The sequence below is a fragment of the Candidatus Hydrogenedentota bacterium genome (assembly GCA_019695095.1).
Classification (GTDB): Bacteria; Hydrogenedentota; Hydrogenedentia; order Hydrogenedentales; family SLHB01; genus JAIBAQ01.
In genome coordinates this window covers 1-3309 of record JAIBAQ010000356.1, presented here as the reverse complement: position 1 = coordinate 3309, position 3309 = coordinate 1, and the positions used below count along the sequence as shown (strand labels likewise).

At 53.3% G+C, this 3309-nt stretch carries 3 protein-coding genes; all 3 read right to left on the bottom strand.

Annotation, left to right across the window (positions count from 1 at the left end):
- The coding region (locus K1Y02_26275; protein ID MBX7259889.1) for a hypothetical protein at nt 1–236 on the bottom strand (236 nt) is incomplete at its 3' end.
- A gap of 14 nt (nt 237–250) precedes the next feature.
- Nucleotides 251–3028: a DUF1156 domain-containing protein gene (locus K1Y02_26270; protein MBX7259888.1), complete on the bottom strand. Its 2778-nt coding sequence runs from the start codon at nt 3026–3028 to the stop codon at nt 251–253.
- Between the two features lie 10 nt (nt 3029–3038).
- On the bottom strand, nt 3039–3309 hold a 271-nt coding region (locus K1Y02_26265), incomplete at its 5' end, for a DUF3883 domain-containing protein (GenBank protein MBX7259887.1).

Below are 3309 nucleotides of genomic sequence, written 5' to 3'. Positions count from 1 at the left end.
TGAATGACCGGATCACCACCCTTGCCAGACAAGCGCTTGACCACGGAATCCAGCAGCAACCGCATCCCTTCGGTGATGAAGGTGCGCTGGAAGAAAAGCGTCGGGTTCTGATACTCAGCCGTTGCCGTGCCTTCGTGAACGCGCGAAAGATCGGCCGCGAATTCGGCTTGCTGGAACGTGCCTTTCAGGACATCTTCATGCGGGACGGCAATTTCGCGCCAAGGTTTGAGATTCATCATTTACTCCCCAATCAAATGTCCAATTTCACTTGAGAGCCGTAATGGCCGATATCGTGAGAGGCGCGCTCAATTTCGTACCAAGCAGTAATCAGCTCGTTGTATGAGCGAGCATCTTCTGCCCAACCTTTGCGTTCGCAGGTCGTGTACATGCGATAGGCCAGCTGACGTATGGGCTCCGCTCGTGCTGGCATCCGTGCCAGCAAAGCTCCTGCAGCACTTTCTCCATCGTTCTGCAGCGCGCGAATCAATTGGTGGGTGGCTTCCCAAATCGGAGTTTTGTTATCCTGCTCAGGCGCCCAGTCACCTGGATATTCACTCACGCGAAGTAGGCGGACCCGCCCAGAGCCAGACTCCAAGACGCCTGCATCACGAACGGAATCAACGGATGTTCCCTTTGCACGAGCGAGAACATCGGCGTTGCCAAATAGACCAGCTGCCCAGCCGTTTTCTTCAAACCACTGGACACAGAATCGAGAATCTGAGTCCATCTCTCCCTCTGCATCAGAGAAATACTCGTCAAGAGCCTTGTTGATAAGTGAGAGCGCCGTATGGACGGTCATTACCCCGCCATCCGCCTCGAGTACCGCCGCGTATCGAGAAAAAACACCCATTCCGGGTCCGATTGCCGCCTGTGCCAGATCAACTGGCGCAATTGGGCTCGCCCCAACAACCCCGCCGATCATCGCTTCAACTGTCTCCGGCAACTCATCCTTAAGCGCCCGAACAAACTCTCGGCGTGAAATAGTCTGCGCCTTGCTATCTCGCGGGCGGCATACAAGAACAATGCTTGAGGCAAGTGCGTTCGAGTCGCGTGCACGGCTTCTGGCCCCACGTTCTGTGCGAATAGGCCAAGTTCCAGTGATCTGAAACCCAGAATTAATCACTGCAGCCAAAAATGCTTCCCAACCCCGGGATGCAGAAGAAATGTCGTTGGTTTCCGATTGCTTGAACGCGTAGTAGATCGTCACAGGGAAATATGGAGACGATTCGCGAGCGATACGAGACATGACATCTGTCATGCCATTCATAAAGTAATCGTTGGCTTCGCCGCCCCATCTCTGGACGTCGGCGACAAGTTCGTCCTGCTTAGGTGTTTGGATCGACCCGAACAAATCTGGATGGACGTCCTTCAATCCACGGCGCAGCCAAATATAAAAGTAATCAGAAATATCCGCGTACGGCACGTTGTCGTAGTAGGGCGGATCGGTTGAGACGACCTTGTTCTCAAAGAATGTGTAGCGCGCATCCTTGTGAAAAACTTTGCTTTCTGGAAGATTGGGGTACGTGCGGTCAATAACTTTTGCTACCCAGTCGATGCTTTTCGACCAGGAGCAGTGAAAGTCGGAGAAGGGATTAGCCTCGGGATAATCCCAAGTCATGGGAATGACGTGTGTAGCGAAGACGTGACCAACGGTGCCTCTCGGCATCCACGTCGTCAAAGTGCTCCAGTAATCAGAACACTTGCTGACTGTCATTCCAAGGTATGTAAGGATGGCTCGCGCATATTCATCGTCGGCGCCGCACTCTACAAGAGCAGTACGCACATCACCTAGAGCAACGCACAGTGCATCAAGGGCTGCTAACTGCCTCTCGGTGTAAATGTCGCCAAACGTATTCATCCCATACCGAGGCGGACCCATATACTGAGGGTGAGTAGACAAGCGATCCGATGGTCTCCACGAATGCACGTATGACAAAGCAATTTGCTCATGCTCTGGAGTTGGGCTGATGTAGTGTCGGACACCATCTTTTTCTGCAACTATGGCCAATAGGCGAGCCGCCATCTTTCCCGCCTTCCCCATCTCTTTGATGTGATCCAATGGGATGGGACTATTGGTCAGCAGGCACCTGAACGACGCACGACCGTGCTTTGTGCTCGTCATTTCTCCTTTCGGGAGTTTTCCATCATGCACACGGAAAGAGTACGAGTTACCCGAAATGATCGGCTCGACCCATGCCTCTCGGCCGGACACATCTGAAACAGTGAAGCTGCTTACAAGCGGCACCGGCGTGCCGCCTGCTGCCGGGTTGGGGCTCGGAATGGTTCGTGCCCACAACCAAGCAAGTACCGTGGCCGTGCCGCCACCTTTTTCTGCGGGGAGGGTCACATCAGGAAAGATGGACTGAACTCTCTCGCTGGCAATCTTCTGCATCAAGGAGCCAAATCGACGAATGTCCTCGGCCAGCCCCATTGCTCCGGGCCAATCATCCAGGCGATTGGTCGTCGGGGGCATCAAATTGGTAGGGCCGATAGGTTTTCTACCCAAAAATTTACTTGGCAACTCAATCAGTGATTTACCGATAAGTACGGCTACTGGGTTTAGATCGGAGCTGAATGTTTTCAGTCCGAGGCGCTGCGCCTCGAGCGGTAAATATCCTCTCCCATTGAATGGATCAATGAACTGAAGTGATGTCTCCGCCGGCAAACCATTTTGTTCGCAGGTTTCCCGCCAACTCTTCTGAATTTCCTGTCGCGCTTCTTCAATGACAGCCTCGTTAGATGAGTTGTCCCACTTGACGAGACGTCGAATGATGTCAAAGAGCCGCTCGCGTTCTCTGTCTGCCTCTTCCTTTGTGCGCCCCTTGTACCAGCCGCGCTCCCCACCCGGGTCGTTTACCAGTTGAGCGAATAGTACGGCTCGTGCTGCAGCCAACGAACGAGATGCCCACCACGGATGAATAGTTGACGGATGGCCGTGACGAATGGACTTCTCCTTCCCGGACTCATCATTAATGTCATCCAAAGGCAGGGCTACTTCGATCAGCTTGCGTGCGGATTTAATTGCCATTTTGTTATCCTTAATTTGGTTGCTTCGCACGTGCGAGTAGCTGGTCGAGATCTAGGTTGATACTGGTGACCGCCCAATCCGGTTCTTGCGTGAACGGTTTGGTCACGTAGAACGGCCCTTCATGCTGCTCACCGTCGTCGAGCACGATGGCCAGCATGAATTTGTCTTGCTGGTTCAATCCATAAAGGATTTCGTTGCGGGTAACGGTGATGGTGCTACTACCTTTTGCGCGGCCCTTTACTTCGATGTGCCGTGATGGTGGCAACCTACCGTCTACTGCT

Excerpts from the sequence above, each read along its gene's own strand:
- K1Y02_26270 (MBX7259888.1), bottom strand. The coding sequence starts at position 3,028 with ATGGCAATTAAATCCGCACGCAAGCTGATCGAAGTAGCCCTGCCTTTG.